Consider the following 16,156-nt stretch of genomic DNA (forward strand, 5'->3'; position numbering starts at 1 on the left):
AGGCTATGACGGGTGACGGCGGACCGGACGGCCAAGCCGGACGTCAGGCCGACTCGACGGGGAGCCCCGCCTCGACCCAGTCCTGGATGCCCTCGCGGTACTTGCGGACATCGGTGTAGCCGAGGGCGGTCAGCCGGTCGGCCACCTGGCCGCTGTTGGCGCAGGCCGGGTTGGAGCAGTAGGTGACTATCGCGGCGGCACGGTCGGGCAGCACGTCGGCCGCCCGGGCATCGACCTCGCTCGGGGTCAGCGCCACGGCGCCGGGCAGGTGCTGCTGCTCCCAGTACGCGCCGCCCAGGGTGTCGACCACGGTCACGGAGCCGGTCTCGATCGCCGTGAGCAGGTCGCCGCGGGTGATGAGTGCGGTCATGCCAGTACCTCCGGTGGATTCGGACTACAGTCCTCTTATGACCCAGAACGCTAGCGGACCACAGTCCGCTTATGCAAGGCCCTCGGAGCCGGTGCCACTGGAGCTGCTCCGCACCCCGCCGCCCAAGGAGCGCGCCGACGCCGCCCGCAACCGGGCCGCCGTACTCGAGGCAGCCGCCCGGCTCTTCGCCGAGCACGGCGTCGAGGCCGTCTCGATGGACCAGATCGCGGCCGCGGCGGGCGTCGGCAAGGGCACGCTGTTCCGCCGCTTCGGCGACAAGTCGGGCCTGGCCACCGCCCTGCTCGACGCCCGCGAACGCGCCCTGCAGGAGGCCGTCCTGGCCGGCCCGCCGCCGCTCGGCCCCGGCGCCCCGGCCGCCCTGCGCGTCCCCGCGTTCGTCGACGCGTACCTCGACTACCTGGTGGCGCACCTGCCCCTGGTCCGGATGTCCGAGACCTCGACCCCCGGCGCGCGCTACCGGATCGGCGCCTACCGCTTCTGGCACCGCCACCTGGCGATCCTGCTCACCGGCAGCGCCGACCCCGAGTACGACGCCCACGCCCTGCTCGCCGCGCTGGCCGCCGACCACGTAGGCGCCCTGCTGCCGGAGCTCGGTGAGGACCGGCTCCGCGCCGGACTCCGCCGCCTGGCCCACTCCGTGCCGGCCTCATGAGCCCCCCGCACCGGGAAGGGAGCTCCTGGCCGGATCACGCAGAGCGCTGCTGATCAGGAGGCCACCGAGAACAGGCCGCGGTCCTGCCACTTCAGCTGCTTGTCGAAGCTGACCGTCGCTCCTCGCAGGGGGTGGTTGTGGAGCTGGACGTGGTCGGTGAGGGCGTGGATCAGGAAGAGGCCGCGGCCGCTCTCGGCGAAGAGGTCGGGCAGGCCGTCGAACTCCGGGGTGCGGGTGGCGGCGGGGCGGCGCAGCGGCAGGACGTGGGTGTCGTAGGGGCCGGCCGGGCGGGGGCGGGTCGGGACGGGAGCCGGGAGGGAGGCGCGGCCTCGGCGGGTGCGGCGGTGGACGGCCGGCCGGGGCGGGGCGGCCGGGGCGGGGCGGCGCAGCCGGGGCAGCGGCGACGGGGCGGCGGCGACGGCCGGCAGGCCCGGGCCGGAGTCGGTGACCTCGATCCGGAGGCGGTCGCCCTCCAGCGAGGCGGTGATCTGGAAGCCCTCGCCGACCGCGTGCTCGACCGCGTTGGCGCAGGCCTCGCTGAGCGCGACGCCCAGGTCGTGGGCGATCTGCGGATCGACCCCGGCGGTGTCCATGGCGCCGAGCAGGATGCGCCGGGCCAGCGGAACGCTGGCCGGGTCGCGCTTGAGGTGCAGAGTCCACCAGATGTCCACGGGAGGTCCCTCCTGGCTGCGGCTCCACATACAACTAGGTATCTCCGACCGATCTCGCGGTGAACCGTACGGCGGGCCCGGTACCGCCCGTTCGGCGGATGGACTGGGGCAGCGTGCTGTGCCGAGCGGCGCATGGCCTTGGCCACGCGCCGGGGCCGAACGGGGCATTCTGATGTATTTCTGCACCCTCCCCCGGCGGCCCAGGTAGGTGATGAGAGGATTGCCCGGCCATGCTTACCGTCACCGCCGCCTCGCGCACAGGCATCGCCGCCCAGGGCCGCCAGGCCCCGGCCGCCGCCTGGGATCTGCGCTTGGCCCGTGCGGTGCCGTTCGCCCTGGTCTGCACGCTGGTGGCCGCCGCCGGTCACGCCCTGCTGGGCGCCGGTGAGGTGTCGGCGCCCACGCTGGCGCTCGGCTTCGCCGCCGTCTGCGCGGTGGCCGCGCTGCTCGGCGGGTGTGAGCGCTCACTGTTCGCGATCTCAACCGCGCTGGGCGCGGGCCAGCTCGGCCTGCACCTGCTCTTCCACTACTGCGCCGGTCACGCCGCCGGCATGCCCGGCATGAGCGGCATGGGCGGCATGGGCGGAAGCCCACTGGCCCAGGTCGCCGGCCGGCTGCTCTGCGACGACAACCCGCGCGACGGGCTGACCGTGGTGCCGCTCGGCACCACCCCCGAGCAGGTGGTCAGCGCCGCCGGGCTCGACCCGCAGGCGTACGTCACCGCCGCGCCGCACTCCGCGCCGCTCGGCCTGAGCCCCGCGATGCTGCTCGGCCACCTGGCCGCCGCCGTGGTCGCGGGCTGGTGGCTGCGGCGAGGCGAGGCCGCGCTCTGGCGCCTGCTGCGCCTGATGGCCACCGTCACCCGCGAGGCCGCCCGGGAGTACGCGGCGCCGCTGCGACGGGCGCTCGCGCTGCTGAGCGCCGTGCTGCTCGGCGAGGCCCCGGCCGCGTACCGCGCCCGGCCCGAGCGGGCGGGGAGCTGGCGGCTGCCCGTCACCGCCGCACTGCGGCACAGCGTGATCCGGCGCGGCCCGCCCGTGGCCGCCCTGGCGCGCTGACCTCTCCAGGTACCTCCGAGTAGCAGAGGCGTGCGCCCGAGCACGGCCGTCCGGACCACCGACGGCCAGCACCCACCGCCTCTTCCGTCGTGCACGCGTGCGTTTCCGCGTGCCCGCCTCCCTTGGAGTACGTCATGCGCTTCACCCCTGCCAACCGTCTCGCCGCCGCCACCGTGGCCGTGGCCACCGCCACGCTCGTCGCCGTGGCCTCCCCCGCGTTCGCGCACGTGACGGTGCAGCCCGGTACGGCCGCCCAGGGCGGGTACACCGCCGTCGCCTTCCGGGTGCCGGACGAGAGCGACACCGCCTCCACCGTGAAGCTCGAGGTCAGCCTGCCGATGGACCACCCGATGGCCTCGGTGCGGACCCAGCCGCTGCCGGGCTGGACGGCCACCCTGGAGAAGTCCAAGCTCGACAAGCCGCTGAAGGCACACGGCCAGGACATCACCGAGGCCGTCTCCAAGATCACCTGGACCGCCGACGCGGGCACCAAGATCGCCCCCGGCCAGTTCCAGGAGTTCCGGGTCTCGCTCGGCGCGCTGCCGACCGACACCGAGAAGCTCACCTTCAAGGCACTCCAGACCTACGACGACGGCAACGTGGTCCGCTGGATCGACGAGGCCAAGGAGGGCCAGCCCGAGCCCGCGAAGCCGGCGCCCACCCTGACCCTCACCAAGGCCGACGCCGCCGGCGACCACCACGGCATGACCGCCTCCCAGGACCAGGCCAAGACGGCCGAGGCCACCTCGAAGGCGGGCGGCACCGACAATGCGGCCCGCACCCTCGGCGTGGTCGGCATCGTGGTCGGCGTGCTCGGCGCCGCCCTCGGCGTCATGGGCCTGCGCCGCAAGAGCAGCGCCTCCTGACCCCCTCGGCCGGCCGGGGCCCCCGCCGGGCCCCGGCCGGCCACCGCACCACCCAGATGGGACCGACCACCATGGCCAAGAACCACCGACTGCTCGGCGCGGCCGCCCTCGCGCTGACCGCCGCGCTCACCCTGACCGCTTGCGGCTCCAGCGGCGGCTCCACCGACGGCACCGACGGCACCGCCAAGGTGACCAGGGAGACCAGCAACTCCCCGTACCAGGGCAGCGTGCTGAGCAAGCACTTCGACAAGCCCGACCTGGTGCTGAACGACACCTCGGGGCAGCCGTACGACCTGCGCAAGCAGACCGACGGCCACCCGACGCTGCTCTTCTTCGGCTACACCAGCTGCCCCGACGTCTGCCCGACCACCATGGGCGACATCGGCGTGGCGATGTCCAAGCTCTCGCCGGAGGACCAGAAGAAGATCGACGTGGTCTTCGTCTCCACCGACCCGACCCGCGACACCCCCAAGGTGCTGCGCACCTGGCTGGACTCGATGGGCAAGAGCTTCGTCGGGCTCACCGGCGACCTGACGAAGGTCAAGGCGGCGGCCAAACCGCTCGGCATCATGGTCGAGGACCCGATCGTCAACAAGGACGGCAGCGTGACCTCCACCCACGGCGCCCAGGTGCTCGCCTTCCTGCCCTCCGACAACAAGGCCCATCTGCTCTACCTGAGCGGCAGCTCCACCGAGACCTTCACCCACGACCTAGCCCTGCTCGCCAAGGGGGTGCCGGCGTGAACGCCTTCCGTCGCAGCGCCCTGATCGGCGCCGGCCTGGCGGCGGCGCTCACCGCCGGGGTGTTCGTGGTCGGCTGCGGCTCCGACGGCGCCACTGACACCAAGGCCAGCGAGCTGAGCATCTCCGGTTCGTACATACCGCTGCCCGCCACGCCCGGCGGGATGGGCGCGGGCTACCTGACCGTCACCAACAACGGCGGCGGGGACGACCAGCTGGTCAAGGTCAGCAGCCCCGCGGCGAAGTCGGTCACCATGCACCGCTCGACCGGCTCCACCATGGAGCAGGCCGATAGCCTGCCGGTGCCCGCGCACGGCGCGCTCAAGCTGGAGCGGGGCGGCAACCACCTGATGATCATGGGGTGGTCCAAGGACCCCGCCGTGGGCGACCGGCTCGAACTCGACCTGACCTTCGCCAAGGGCGCCACCATCACCGTCCAGGTGCCGGTCCAGCCCCTCACCTACCGACCCGGGAGCTGACCGAACCATGTTGAGAAGGCTCGGGGCCCTGCTCGGCGCCCTCGGCGCGGCGCTGATCCTGCTGCTCGGCGCGGCCGGCACCGCCGCCGCGCACGCCACGCTGATCTCCACCGACCCGGCGCAGAACTCCGTGGTGCCCACCGCGCCCGCGACCGTGACGCTGACCTTCAGCGAGGGCGTCTCGCTCGCCCCGGACTCGGTGCGGGTCCTCGGCCCCACCGGCCAGGCGGTCGACCAGGGCAACCCGAGCCACGCGGACGGCAAGGCCGACACCGCCCGCGTCCAGCTGAACCCCGGCCTCGGCAACGGCACCTACACGGTGGCCTGGCGGGCCGTCTCGGAGGACTCGCACCCCGTCGGCGGCGCCTTCACCTTCTCCATCGGCGCCCCCTCCGCCACCTCGGTGAGCGCCACCGCCGTCAGCTCCGGCGGCAAGGCGGACACCGTGGTCGCCGCCGCCTACGGCACCGGCCGGGTGGTCGCGTACGCGGCCTTCGCGCTGCTCGCCGGCTCGGCCGCCTTCGTGCTGGTCTGCTGGCCGCGCGGGGCGGGGGTGGCGAAGGTGCAGCGGCTGCTGATGGGCGGCTGGGTCGCGCTGCTGGTCTCCACCGTGGCGGTTCTGCTGCTGCGGGCGCCGTACGAGCGCGGCAGCGGGATCGGGCAGGCGCTGGACCTGAGCCTGGTCCGGACCACGCTCGAGGAGCGGATCGGCACCGCGCTCTCGGCCCGGCTGCTGCTGCTCGCCGCCGCGGGCGTCTTCCTCTCGCTCCTGGTCAGCCAGCTCGGGCAGCAGCGGGCCGCCGCCGAGCCGGCGACGGTACCGGGTGAGGACGCGGAGGAGGCCGAGCTGCGGGCGCTGGAGCAGCGGGCCGCCGAACGGCCGCTCCGCGAGGCCCGGCTGGGGCTCGGGGTGGCGGGCACGGTGCTCGCGGTCGCGCTCTCGGCGACCTGGGTCGGGGCCGACCACGCCTCGGTGGGCATCCAGGTCGCCCTCGCCCTGCCGCTCGGCGCACTGCACCTGCTGGCGATGGCCGGCTGGCTCGGCGGGCTGGTCACCCTGCTGGTCGGCCTGCGGAGCGGTCTGCCGACCGAGGCCGTGGAGCGGTTCTCCAAGATCGCCTTCTGGTCGGTGGCGGTCCTGGTCGTCACCGGCGTCTACCAGTCCTGGCGCGGCCTCGGCTCCTGGAGCGCCCTCACCGGCACCGAGTACGGCCGCCTGCTGCTGATCAAGACCGGCTGCGTGGTCGCGATGGTCGGCGTCGCCTGGTTCTCCCGCGGCTGGCTGGCCCGCCTGCGCACCGACTCCGGCGAGGAGCCGGCCGACGCCGCGCGGCCCACCACCGCCTCCGGCCCCGCCTCTCCCGCGGACGCCGCGGTCAGCGGCCAGGCTCCGGACGCCGGCTCCGGCTCCGGCTCCGGCTCCGGCTCCGGCTCCGACGAGGTGGAGACCGATCCCGTGCGGGCCACTCAGCTCGCGCGGCAGCGGGCGGCGGTGGCGGCGGCCGGGGAGCGGAAGGCGCGTGGGGGGTCGGGGCCTCGGGCCGGACTGCGGCGGGCGGTGCTGGTGGAGGCCGGGGTCGGGGTCGCGGTGCTGGTGGTGACCACGATGCTGACCAACTCGCCGCCCGGGCGGGTGGCGGAGGCGATCGCCGCCACCGGGCCCGCGCCGGCCAAGGCGACCAGCGCGCCGAACGTGCCCGGTGTGGCGCCGGGCAAGAGCCTGGAGCTCAAGCTGCCGTACAACACCGGTGGCAAGACCCCCGGGTCGAAGGGCACCGCGACGGTCGCCCTCGGCCCCGCCGCCACCGGCCAGAACGCCGTGGTGCTGACCCTGACGGACGAGAGCGGCAAGCCGGTGAGCGTGCCGGAGGTGCAGGTCGCCTTCACCCTGCCGGACCGCGACCTCGGCCCGCTCCCGGTCACCCTCAACCCGGCCGGCACCGGCCGGTGGAGCGGCACCGTCCAGCTGCCGCTCGCGGGCCAGTGGGTGGTCTCGGTGCAGGTCCGCTCCTCCGACTTCGACCAGACCACCGAGGTGAAGCCGGTGACCGTCGGATGACCGCACCGCAGCAGCAGTTCTCCCGGCGGGCGGTGCTCGGCACCGCCGCCGCCGGGGTGGCGGCCGGCCTCGGTGCCGGGCTGACCGGCGGCCGGGCCCTGGCGGTGGACGGCGCCGCCCCGGCTCTCGGCACACAGCAGTACGCCTTCCACGGCCCGCACCAGGCGGGCATCGTGGAGCCCCAGCAGGCCAAGGTGCAGCTGGCGGCCTTCGACCTGGCCCCCACCGCCGGGCGCCAGGGGCTGCGCGAGCTGATGCGGCACTGGTCCGCGGCCGCCGAGCGGCTCACCCGGGGCGAGGCGATCCCGGGCTCCGAGGACTTCGTCGCCGCCGACGCCGGCCCCTGCGCGCTCACCGTCACCTTCGGCTTCGGCGCGAGCCTCTTCGACAGGACCGGGCTCACCGCGAGCCGCCCGGCCGCCCTCACCCCGCTGCCCGCCTTCCCCGAGGACGCCCTCGACCCGGCCCGCTCGGACGGCGACCTCTGGGTGCAGATCGGTGCCGACGACGCCCTGGTGGTCTTCCACGCCCACCGCGCGCTGCTGCGCGCCGCCGCCGGGCTGGCCACCCAGCGCTGGCAGATGAGCGGTTTCAGCCGGAGCCCCGGCGCCACCGCCAAGCCGCTGACGACCCGTAACCTGATGGGCCAGCTGGACGGCACCAACAACCCGCGGCCCGGCGCGAAGGACTTCGACGGCAAGGTCTTCGCCACCGGCCCGGACTGGTTCGCGGGCGGCAGCTACCTGGTGCAGCGCCGGATCCGGATGCTGCTCGACAACTGGGACAACCTGCCCACCGACCGCCAGGAGCGGGTGATCGGCCGCCGCAAGCAGGACGGCGCCCCGCTCTCCGGCGGCACCGAGCACACCCCGGCCGACCTGACGGCCCAGCACCCGGACGGCACCCTGGCCATCCCCGCGGACGCCCACATCCGGATCGCCGCCCCGGCCGCCAACGGCGGGGCGGCGATGCTGCGGCGCGGCTTCAGCTACGCGGACGGCACCGGCCCGGACGGCCGGCCGGACGCCGGGCTGCTCTTCCTCGCCTTCCAGGCCGACCCGGCGCACGGCTTCGTCCCCGTGCAGCGGCGCCTGGCCCGCGGCGACAGCCTCTCCCGCTTCCTGCGGCACGAGGCGAGCGGCCTGTACGCGGTGCCGCCGGGCGCCCCCGAGGGCGGGTACGTCGGGCAACAACTGCTCGAAGGGTGACCGGCCCTCGGACACCGCCACAGGGCCACCGGGCGCCTCACTAAGCTGGCTTGGCCAGTCTGATCAGCGATTCGGAGGCGGTATGTCGGCCACCCGCTACACCTACCTCGGGCCTGCGGGCACCTTCACCGAGGCCGCTCTGCGGACCCTGCCCGAGGCAGCCACCCGGGAGCTGGTGCCGCTGGCCTCCGTCCCGGCGGCGCTGGACGCAGTCCGGGCCGGGGAGGCCAGCGGGGCGTTCGTCCCGGTGGAGAACTCGGTCGAGGGCGCCGTGACGGCGACCAGCGACGAGCTGGCCGCGGGCGCGCCGCTGATGATCTACCGCGAGGTGCTGCTGCCGATCGCCTTCGCGCTGCTGGTGCGGCCGGGCACCACCCTGGCGGACGTCAAGACGGTGACCAGCCACCCGGTGGCCCAGCCGCAGGTGCGCAAGTGGATCTCGGCCAACCTGCCGGACTCCCGCTGGGAGTCGGCAGCCTCCAACGCGGACGGCGCCCGGCTGGTGCAGGAGGGCCGCTTCGACGGCGCCTTCGCGGGCGAGTTCGCCGCCCCGCTGTACGGTCTCGAGGTGCTCGAGGCCGACATCCACGACGCGGCCAACGCGACCACCCGTTTCGTACTGGTGGGCCGCCCGGGCCGGGTCTCCTCGCCGACCGGCCGGGACAAGACCTCGATGGTGGTCTGGCTGCCGGACGACCACCCGGGGGCGCTGCTCGAACTGCTGCAGGAGTTCGCGGTGCGCGGCATCAACCTGATGCGGATCGAATCCCGCCCGACCGGTGAGGGAATCGGCCAGTACTGCTTCCTGATCGACTGCGAGGGGCACCTCAGCGAGCGCCGGGTGAGCGACGCGCTGATGGGCCTCAAGCGGATCTGCCCGCAGGTGCGCTTCCTCGGCTCCTACCCCCGGGCCGACGAGGGAGCGGTCCGGCCGCGCCGACCGGGCACCTCGGACGAGGATTTCAGCGCGGCGGCCGACTGGCTCTCCCGCTGCCTGGACGGCCGCGGCGAGCTCTGAGGCCGGCCCGGGCGGCAGCTGTTGTCCACCGGCCTGTCCACAGGCCGGTGGGACCGTGAGTTATCCACAGTTGTCCACAGGCCTGGGGATGAATCGACAAACCGGCATATCCATTGGAAGACCCGGTCAGATCAACCGACAGCGGCGTAGAACAGACTAATCGGACTGGCGTCAGCCAAGATCCGGCATTTCATCCCTCCGAGTGAGCGAATTCCCTCACCTGAGAAGGTGTATCGAGGTTTCAAACCTCATTTCCTTGGCAGGAAGCCATCTGCTCCCTCGATCCCGCGGAACTCCACAGGCCGCCCCCACAGCCTGTGGACAACCGGGCCCGGCGCCGTTTCCCACAGCGGTTATCCACAGGCCGGAGGGTGTTATCCACAGCTGACAAACCTGTTCCTGTCCGAGGCCCCCGCCCCGGTAGGCTGGGCCCCGTGATTGACCTTCGCCTGCTCCGTGAGGACCCAGACCGAGTGCGCGCCTCGCAGCGCGTCCGTGGTGAGGACGTCGACCTCGTCGACGCCCTCCTCTCTGCCGACGAACGGCGCCGGTCGTCGGGCAGCCGCTTCGACGAGCTGCGCAACGAGCAGAAGACGCTCGGCAAGCAGGTCGCCAAGGCCCAGGGCGAGGAGAAGACCGCCCTGCTCCAGCGCACCAAGGACTTGGCCGCCGAGGTCAAGGCCGCCGACGCCGAGCAGTCGGCGGCGAAGGACGAGGCCGACCGCCTGCTCCGCTCGCTGGCCAACCTGATCGACCCGGCCGCCCCCGTCGGCGGTGAGGAGGACTTCCTCACCCTCGAGGAGATCGGCACCCCGCGCGACTTCGCGGCCGAGGGCTTCGAGCCCAAGGACCACGTCGAGCTGGGCCAGATCCTGGGCGCCATCGACACCGAGCGCGGCGCCAAGGTGGCCGGCTCGCGCTCCTACTACCTGACCGGCGTCGGCGCGCTGCTCGAGCTCGCCCTGGTCAACATGGCGATCTCCCAGGCGACCGCCGCGGGCTTCATCCCGATGATCACCCCCGCCCTGGTCCGCCCCGCCGCGATGGACGGCACCGGCTTCCTCGGCCAGGCCGCGGAGAACGTGTACTTCCTCGAGGAGGAAGAGCGCTACCTGGTCGGTACCAGCGAGGTCCCCCTCGCCGCGTACCACATGGACGAGATCATCGACGCGGACAAGCTCCCGCTGCGCTACGCCGGCTACTCCTCCTGCTTCCGCCGCGAGGCGGGCACCTACGGCAAGGACACCCGGGGCATCATCCGGGTGCACCAGTTCGAGAAGGTGGAGATGTTCGTCTACACCACGCCGGAGGAGGCCGAGGCGGAGCACCGCCGCCTGCTCCAGTGGGAGAAGGACTTCCTCTCCGCGCTCGAGCTGCCGTACCGGGTGATCGACGTCGCCTCCGGCGACCTCGGCGCCTCGGCCGCCCGCAAGTTCGACATCGAGGCCTGGATCCCGACCCAGGGCAAGTACCGCGAGGTCACCTCCACGTCGAACACCACCGAGTACCAGTCCCGCCGGCTCTCCATCCGGATGCGCGACGAGAACGGCGTGCGCCCGCTCGCCACGCTGAACGGCACGCTCGTCGCCGTCCCGCGCGTGATCGTCGCGATCCTGGAGAACCACCAGCAGGCCGACGGCTCCGTCCTGGTGCCCGAGGCGCTGCGCCCCTTCCTGGGCGGCCGCACCGTCCTGGAGCCCGTCAAGTAGCCACCCCGGCGGGAGACCGCCGGTCCAGCAGCATGGGAGACCTTCGGCAGATGAGCAGCACCAGCCAGCACGAGAATGTCTCCCCAGGTGGCGACCTGCCCTATCAGCTGGTCGCCACCGATCTGGACGGCACCCTGCTCACGACCGCCGAGACGGTCTCCGAGCGCACCCGGGCCGCCCTGGCCGCCGCCGAGGCGGCCGGGGCGCTGCACATCGTCGTCACCGGCCGGGGCGCCACCTGGGCCCGCCCGGTCTTCGACGAGATCGGCTACACCGGCCTGGCCGTCTGCGGCCAGGGCTCCCAGGTGTACGACGCGGGCGCGCACAAGCTGCTCACCTCACTCACCCTGGACCGCCGCCTCGCCGCCACCGCGCTGGCCAAGATCGAGGCCGAGACCGGCCCGCTGGCCGTGGCCGCCAGCGAGGACGGCCTGGGCGGCCGGGTGCTCGCCGGGCCGGGCTACGAGCTGCAGATCGGCTCCAAGCTGCCCGTCACCCCCGTCGCGGTCGAGCAGCTGCTCGACACCCCGGTCAGCAAGCTCTACATCCAGCACCCCGAGCTGAGCGACGACCAGCTCGCCGCCGCGGCCCAGCAGGTCGCGGGCGACCTGGTCGGCGTCGTGATGGCCGGCCCCGGCGTGGTCGAGCTGCTGCCGCTGGGCCTGAGCAAGGCGACCGGCCTGGCCGTCGCCGCCCACCGCCTGGGCGTCAAGGCGGCCCGGACCATCGCCTTCGGCGACATGCCCAACGACATACCGATGTTCGGCTGGGCCGCGCACGGCGTCGCGATGGCCAATGCCCACCCCACCCTGCTCGCCGTCGCCGACGAAGTGACCCTCTCCAACGACGAGGACGGCGTCGCGGTGGTCCTGGAGCGCCTCTTCGGCTGATCAGCCGGTCCGGGCTCCGCCCCGGGCAGGCGAAAGGGGGCGCGGGATTCCGCGCCCCCTCTCCGCTGCCTGCCTGCCGGACTACCCGTACGAGACGTTCGAGCAGGGGTCGTCGTCCGCCGAGCGGGCCTGGGCGCTGATGGTGGTCGGCAGCGGGCCGGGCGCCGCGCTCGCCGCGCCGCCGCCACCGCTCCCGGAGCCGCCGCCGTTCCCGGCCGCGTAGTCCTTGCCGAGCACCAGGCTGACGCCCGCCCGGGTGCTGGTCTCCAGCGCCGCCCCGGGGAAGAGCGCGGCCACGCTCTGCGCCGCGGCCTTCTCACCCGGGCCGTACTGGACCACGGTGGTGGCGTGGTTCTGCGTGGAGGCGTTGGCCACCGTCGTGACGGTGAACTTGGACGCCTTGAGCGTGGTCACCGCCTTGCTGGTCAGACCGGCCGTGGTGGTGCCGTTGTAGACGCCCACCCGGATGCCGGAGCCCTTGACCGTACCGGCCTCGGCCGCCGGGGCCGAGGAGGGAGCGGCCGGGGCCGAGGAGGAGGTCTCGGCGGCCGGCGTGGGGCTCGAGCTGCCCGCGCTGGCGTCCTGCCCGTCCAGGGTGCGGTCGGCCTTCAGCGCGGCGAAGAGCTGGTCGGTGTCCGGCTCCACCAGCGCCACCCGGGCGCCTTCGTACTTCCACGGCGTGGTGACGAACTTGATGTTGTGCAGGTCTATGTCCTTCATCGTCATCGCGAAGTTCATCAGCTTGACCGCCGAGCCGAGGCCTTCGTCCACGATGAGCGACTTGGTGGCCGCGTCGGCCAGCGGGAGCAGCGTGGTCGGGCTCATGCCCTTGGTCTTGACGTCCTTGATCAGCGCGGACATGAAGGCCTGCTGGCGCTTCATGCGGCCGATGTCGGAGCCGTCGCCGACGCCGTGGCGCAGCCGGACGTAGTCCAGCGCCTGCTGGCCCTGGACGGTCTGCGGGCCCTTGGCGAAGATCTGCTTGCCCTTGTGCCCGAGGTTCGGGTTGAGGTCGCCTTCGTAGATGGCGTTGGGCATGCAGACCTCGACGCCGCCGACGGCGGCGGTCATGTTGGCGAAGCCCTCGAAGTTGACCACCATCGTGTGGTCGACCCGCAGGTTGGTCAGCTTCTCCACGGTGTTCTGGGTGCAGGCCGGGTTGCCCTGGTCGGTGTCGCCGACCGAGAAGGCGGCGTTGAACATCACGTTGTGCTGCTCGTTGGTCCACTTCCCGTTCGGCAGCTTGCACTTGGGGATGGTGACCAGCGAGTCACGGGGGAAGGAGATGCCCACGGCGTGCTTGTGGTCGGCGTAGACGTGCAGCAGGATCGTGGTGTCCGAGCGGGCCCCGCCGTCGCCGCCGCCGCCGAAGTCCTTGTTGTCGCCGCCGCGCGAGTCGGAGCCGATCAGCAGGATGTTGAGCGGGGTGTGGCCGTCGGCGTCCGGCGCCGCGGCGGCCGGGCGGTCGGAGCTGACGCCGTCCTGGCCGAAGGTGCTGATGTTGCCGTTGAGCTTCCAGTAGATCGCCCCACCCGCCACGGCGACCAGCGCCAGCGAGGAGACGGCCACCCAGACGACGACCTTCCGGCGGTTCTTCTTCTTGCCCCGCCCGGCCGCCGCGCGGGCCGCGGCCCGGCCACCGGCCTCGGGGCCGCCGGGCCCCTGCCCGTTGCCCGAGCGCCCGCCCTGCTGGGCCCGCCGGGCCTCTGCCCGGCCGCCCGGGCGCGGGCCGTCCTGCTGCTCACCGCGCCGGGCGCCGCCCTGCCGGGGTACGGCGGCGTAGGAGGACCGGGGGGTGGAGCCGTACGGGGCGTCGTCGCGCAGCGGTGCGTCGTCCTGGTACGGCGCGTCGTCCCGCCACCAACCGGCGTCGTGGTCGGACGACCCCGTCCTCTGGCCTGACATACGTACACCCTTCACCGGCCGACAGGTACAGCACCTCCGTCACCACGTGGTGCCCGGGGGTGGGCGCCCCCGGCCGACCGAACCCGCCGCTCCGGCCCTTTCGGGCCGGGCGCCGTACCGTGCGGACGCGTAGAGCTTCAGCGGAGCATATAAAGGCAACATTGCGGAGTCACTGCCTGGGCTCCTGATTGGCCAATCATCCAGCACGGCGGGGGTGCACGGGTACTCCGTGCACCGGGTTGACGCTGGTCAGCCGCATCACCCGCGCCGGCGGCGGGCCGCGGCGGCGAAGGCGGACACCGCCAGGGCCGCGCTCGGCACCCCCGTCCCTCCCCCGGCCCGTTCGTACGGCCACCAGGCCCCACCCGGTTGTAGGATGACCGGGCAAGCAGTTGTAGGATGACCGGACAAGGCCACCGCCATGGAAGGGAGTGCGGCGTGAGCGGGAACGACGGGCTGCAGGCCCCCGGGCGGAAGTCCCTGGTCGATGCGGCGATCGAGCAGCTGCGGGAGCAGCTGAGCGCGGGCGCGTGGCCGGTGGGGACGAAGATCCCGACCGAGCACGAGCTGGCCGAGCGGCTGCAGGTGGGGCGCAACACCGTGCGGGAGGCGATCCGGGTGCTGGTGCACGCGGGGATGCTGGTCTCCCGGCAGGGTGAGGGCACCTTCGTGCGCAGCACCAGCGACCCGGCGGCCGTACTGCGCGGGGTCCAGCGCTCCGGCGTCCGGGACGTGCTCGAGGTCCGCGCGGCGCTGGAGGCGGAGGCCGCCAGGCTGGCCGCCGTCCGGCACACCCCCGAGGACATCGCGCGGATGCGCGCCGCCCTGGCCCGCGAGGCCGAGGTCATCTCCGCCCAGCCCGAGCGGGCCGGCCGCGAGGCGACCGTGGAGCACGACCTGGAGTTCCACACCGCCGTGGTCGAGGCCGCCCACAACCCGGCCCTGACCGAGGTCTACCGGTACTTCGGCGCCTCCGTCCGCGAGTCGATGCGGACGGCCTTCGGCGACCACGAACTGCCCGATGTCGTCATCGCCACCCACGAGCGCCTGGTCGACGCGATCGAGAGCGGCGACCCCGAGCGTGCCGAGGCCGCGTGTCGCGAGCTGCTCGCGGAGCCGACGGCCGCCGTGGAGCAGCTGCTCGCCACCATCGCCGCGCGCAAGTAACGCGCGCCGCACCTCCCCCCTTTCCCCAGCCCCACTCTGCCCGGAGCCCTGCACCGATGTCGGTCACCCGCGTCCACCAGCCGGTTGTCGCCCCAGTCGTCCGTACCCGCACCACGCTCGCGCACCCCGCCCTGCTGCTCACGGGCATCGTGCTGGTCGCGCTCAACATGCGCGCCTGCCTGGCGGCGATCTCGCCGATGGTCGGCGAGATCCAGCGCAGCTTCGGGCTCTCCGCCACCGCGAGCGGCCTGATCACCACCATCCCGGTGCTGTTCCAGGGCCTGGGCGCGCCGCTCACCCCCCAGCTGACCCGCCGCTTCGGCACCGAGCGCGTGGTGCTCGGCGCCGTGCTGGTACTCGGCGCGGGCGTGCTCCTTCGGGTGCTGCCTTCAGTGGTGGCGCTGTACCTCGGCTGCATGGTGATCGGCGTGGCGATCGCGGTGCTGAACGTCTCGATGCCCGGCCTGGTCAAGCGCGAGTTCCCGCACAAGGCGGCGGCGATGACCGGGGTCTACTCGACCACCATGCTGGTCGGCGCCACGCTGGCCGCCGGGGTCTCGGTGCCGCTGGAGAATGCGCTCGGCGGAGGCTGGGAGGCCTCGCTCGGGGCCTGGTCGCTGCTCGCGGTGGTCGCGGCCGCGGCCTGGCTGCCGCAGGTGCTGCGCGGCCGCGCCGTGCCCGCCCCGGCCATGGCCGCACCTGCCGCGCGCCCGATCGAGGGCATCTGGCGCTCCCGGCTGGCGTGGCAGATCAGCCTCTTCATGGGCATCTCCTCGCTGCTGGTCTACATCATGGTCGCCTGGATGCCGACCATGCTGGCCGACCACGGCATGAGCCGCGGCCAGGCCGGTCTGGTCTTCGCGTTCAGCAACCTGATGCAGGTCGCCGGGGCCTTCCTGGTGCCGCTGGCCGCCGGGCGGATGACCCGCCAGCGCGGCCTCGCGGTCGGCATGGCCGCCCTCAACGCGGCGGGCATCGCCGGACTGCTGATCGCCCCGGTCTCCGGGGCCTGGGTCAACGCGGCGGTCCTGGGCCTGGCCCAGGGCGGTTCGCTCGGCCTGGCCCTCGCCTTCATCGTGCTCCGTACCTCCAGCGCGGCCGGGGCCGCCCAGCTCGGCGGCATGAGCCAGGCCGTCGGCTACCTGGTCGCGGCCGCCGGCCCGGTCGGCGCGGGCGCCCTGCACCAGCTCACCGGAGGCTGGAACGTCACCCTGGTCCTGATGCTCGCCCTCGCCGGCGTCGCCGCCGTCGCGGGCTGGGGCGCCGGGCGCAACCACACGCTCTAGCTGCGCCGTTCAGGGGCGCGGCCGACCCGGCGACTCGCCGTACCAGCTGCGCTCTGA

The 16,156-nt window shown here is 73.6% G+C and carries 15 protein-coding genes; 12 read left to right on the top strand and 3 right to left on the bottom strand.

The window, feature by feature from the left end:
• Positions 1–43: 43 nt before the first annotated feature.
• Positions 44–370, bottom strand: coding sequence for a rhodanese-like domain-containing protein (locus ABT095_RS15490; protein WP_350529905.1), 327 nt, complete (start codon positions 368–370; stop codon positions 44–46).
• Positions 371–407: 37 nt separating this feature from the next.
• Here ABT095_RS15490 and ABT095_RS15495 point away from each other — a divergent pair, with 37 nt between their 5' ends.
• Positions 408–1,043 carry a TetR/AcrR family transcriptional regulator gene (locus tag ABT095_RS15495; RefSeq protein ID WP_350529906.1) on the top strand — a complete coding sequence of 212 codons (636 nt, stop codon included), beginning with the start codon at positions 408–410 and terminating at the stop codon, positions 1,041–1,043.
• A 53-nt stretch (positions 1,044–1,096) separates the two neighbouring features.
• On the opposite strand, the gene ABT095_RS15500 is transcribed toward ABT095_RS15495, so the two are convergent.
• A complete protein-coding gene (locus ABT095_RS15500; RefSeq protein WP_350529907.1) occupies positions 1,097–1,714 on the bottom strand; it encodes an ATP-binding protein in 618 nt (205 codons plus the stop codon).
• Between the two features lie 230 nt (positions 1,715–1,944).
• Between ABT095_RS15500 and ABT095_RS15505 the strand changes: the two genes are divergently transcribed.
• The 9 genes from ABT095_RS15505 (at position 1,945) to ABT095_RS15545 (ending at position 11,741) form a co-directional block, all read left to right on the top strand.
• Positions 1,945–2,772, top strand: a complete 828-nt coding sequence (locus tag ABT095_RS15505; protein ID WP_350529908.1) for a hypothetical protein — start codon at positions 1,945–1,947, stop codon at positions 2,770–2,772.
• Between the two features lie 134 nt (positions 2,773–2,906).
• The gene (locus tag ABT095_RS15510) at positions 2,907–3,638 is read left to right on the top strand and encodes a YcnI family copper-binding membrane protein (RefSeq protein ID WP_350529909.1); all 732 of its coding nucleotides are present in this window, start codon (positions 2,907–2,909) and stop codon (positions 3,636–3,638) included.
• Between the two features lie 71 nt (positions 3,639–3,709).
• The gene (locus ABT095_RS15515) at positions 3,710–4,381 is read left to right on the top strand and encodes an SCO family protein (protein ID WP_350529910.1); all 672 of its coding nucleotides are present in this window, start codon (positions 3,710–3,712) and stop codon (positions 4,379–4,381) included.
• Positions 4,378–4,857 carry a copper chaperone PCu(A)C gene (locus tag ABT095_RS15520; protein ID WP_350529911.1) on the top strand — a complete coding sequence of 160 codons (480 nt, stop codon included), beginning with the start codon at positions 4,378–4,380 and terminating at the stop codon, positions 4,855–4,857. The genes ABT095_RS15515 and ABT095_RS15520 overlap by 4 nt, the downstream gene beginning before the upstream one ends.
• A 7-nt stretch (positions 4,858–4,864) precedes the next feature.
• Positions 4,865–6,916 carry a copper resistance CopC/CopD family protein gene (locus tag ABT095_RS15525; RefSeq protein ID WP_350529912.1) on the top strand — a complete coding sequence of 684 codons (2,052 nt, stop codon included), beginning with the start codon at positions 4,865–4,867 and terminating at the stop codon, positions 6,914–6,916.
• Positions 6,913–8,124: an iron uptake transporter deferrochelatase/peroxidase subunit gene (gene efeB / locus ABT095_RS15530; protein ID WP_350529913.1), complete on the top strand. Its 1,212-nt coding sequence runs from the start codon at positions 6,913–6,915 to the stop codon at positions 8,122–8,124. The genes ABT095_RS15525 and efeB overlap by 4 nt, the downstream gene beginning before the upstream one ends.
• An 82-nt stretch (positions 8,125–8,206) precedes the next feature.
• Entirely contained in the window at positions 8,207–9,142 is a 936-nt protein-coding gene (gene pheA / locus ABT095_RS15535) for a prephenate dehydratase (RefSeq protein ID WP_350529914.1), read from the top strand.
• 434 nt (positions 9,143–9,576) lie between these two features.
• A complete protein-coding gene (gene serS / locus ABT095_RS15540; RefSeq protein ID WP_350529915.1) occupies positions 9,577–10,851 on the top strand; it encodes a serine--tRNA ligase in 1,275 nt (424 codons plus the stop codon).
• A 50-nt stretch (positions 10,852–10,901) separates the two neighbouring features.
• Entirely contained in the window at positions 10,902–11,741 is an 840-nt protein-coding gene (locus ABT095_RS15545) for an HAD family hydrolase (RefSeq protein WP_350529916.1), read from the top strand.
• Positions 11,742–11,822: 81 nt separating this feature from the next.
• On the opposite strand, the gene ABT095_RS15550 is transcribed toward ABT095_RS15545, so the two are convergent.
• Positions 11,823–13,646: an LCP family protein gene (locus tag ABT095_RS15550; RefSeq protein ID WP_350529917.1), complete on the bottom strand. Its 1,824-nt coding sequence runs from the start codon at positions 13,644–13,646 to the stop codon at positions 11,823–11,825.
• Between the two features lie 438 nt (positions 13,647–14,084).
• Here ABT095_RS15550 and ABT095_RS15555 point away from each other — a divergent pair, with 438 nt between their 5' ends.
• Together ABT095_RS15555 and ABT095_RS15560 are read left to right on the top strand one after the other, a co-directional pair.
• Positions 14,085–14,813 carry a FadR/GntR family transcriptional regulator gene (locus ABT095_RS15555; protein WP_350529918.1) on the top strand — a complete coding sequence of 243 codons (729 nt, stop codon included), beginning with the start codon at positions 14,085–14,087 and terminating at the stop codon, positions 14,811–14,813.
• Positions 14,814–14,869: 56 nt separating this feature from the next.
• Positions 14,870–16,099: a CynX/NimT family MFS transporter gene (locus ABT095_RS15560; RefSeq protein ID WP_350529919.1), complete on the top strand. Its 1,230-nt coding sequence runs from the start codon at positions 14,870–14,872 to the stop codon at positions 16,097–16,099.
• Positions 16,100–16,156: the final 57 nt, after the last annotated feature.

It is taken from the genome of Kitasatospora sp. NPDC002227 (assembly GCF_040296285.1).
Lineage (GTDB): Bacteria > Actinomycetota > Actinomycetes > Streptomycetales > Streptomycetaceae > Kitasatospora.